Raw genomic sequence first — 1105 nt, 5'->3', positions numbered from 1 at the left:
TCCGAACTCCCCGCTCTGCCCGCGCTGACCGCTCGGCTGCTGACGCGGTGGCCACAGATCTGACCACGCGATTCGGCGATCTTCTTGGCGAGGGAGTTGGCCACCGCCTTGGCGATCAGCGTCTTACCGCAGCCGGGCGGACCGTAGAGCAGCACACCCTTGGGCGGGCGAAGCGCGTACTCGCGGAACAGGTCCTTGTGCAGGAACGGCAGTTCCACCGCGTCGCGGATCTGCTCGATCTGACGGCCCAGGCCACCGATGTCGGTGTAGTCGACGTCGGGAACCTCTTCCAGCACAAGGTCTTCGACCTCGGCCTTGGGAACGCGCTCGAACGCGAAGCCCGCCTTGGTGTCGACCAGCAGCGAATCACCCGGGCGCAGTTTGCGAATCGGCGAATCGGGGTCTGCCATGTCGTCGTATTCGGCGATCTTGGACAGCGGACCCGACAGCCACACGACCCGCTCTTCGTCGGCGTGGCCGACCACGAGGGCGCGCCTGCCGTCGTCGAGAATCTCACGCAGCGTGCCGATTTCGCCGATGGCGTCGAAATTTCCGGCCTCGACGACGGTGAGTGCCTCGTTGAGGCGCACGGTCTGACCGTATTCCAGTGCGTCGGCGTCGATGTTGGGCGAGCAGGTGAGGCGCATCTTGCGCCCGGAGGTGAAGACGTCGACCGTCTGATCCTCGTAGGCGTGGATGACGATGCCGTATCCGCTCGGCGGCTGGCCGAGACGATCGACTTCCTCGCGCAACGCGATCAGCTGCTGGCGCGCTTCTTTGAGCGTGTCCATCAACTTGCCGTTGCGGATGGTCAGCGAATCGATCCTGGCTTCCAATTCGCGTGCGCGATCCGGCGAATCGGCGAGTTGCCTGCGAAGAGCAGCCGACTCGGCGCGTACCGCCTCGAGCTCTCGCCAGGCCGCCGAATCCGAATTCTCGTTGGGGCTCATGATGCTGCTCCTCCCAGTCCCGGTCTATCAACGCTACCGGGCGCGGTCCGTTCTCGCTTTCCGACATGGTTTCGTCGTGATCACATCTTGTACGGTCGGTACGACATCAACCACACATTTGCACCTGTTAGGCTCCCCTAACACCCCGTACGGGG

Annotated in this window: 1 protein-coding gene; it reads right to left on the bottom strand. The window is 64.1% G+C overall.

The features are described from left to right. Positions 1-950, bottom strand: a 950-nt coding sequence (locus tag ACFWF3_RS36825; RefSeq protein ID WP_379318868.1) for an AAA family ATPase, incomplete at its 3' end; no start/stop codon positions are given. Positions 951-1105: the final 155 nt, after the last annotated feature.

It is taken from the genome of Nocardia sp. NPDC060220 (assembly GCF_042727815.1).
Taxonomy (GTDB): Bacteria; Actinomycetota; Actinomycetes; order Mycobacteriales; family Mycobacteriaceae; genus Nocardia.
This window is presented reverse-complemented; position numbering and strand designations above follow the sequence as displayed.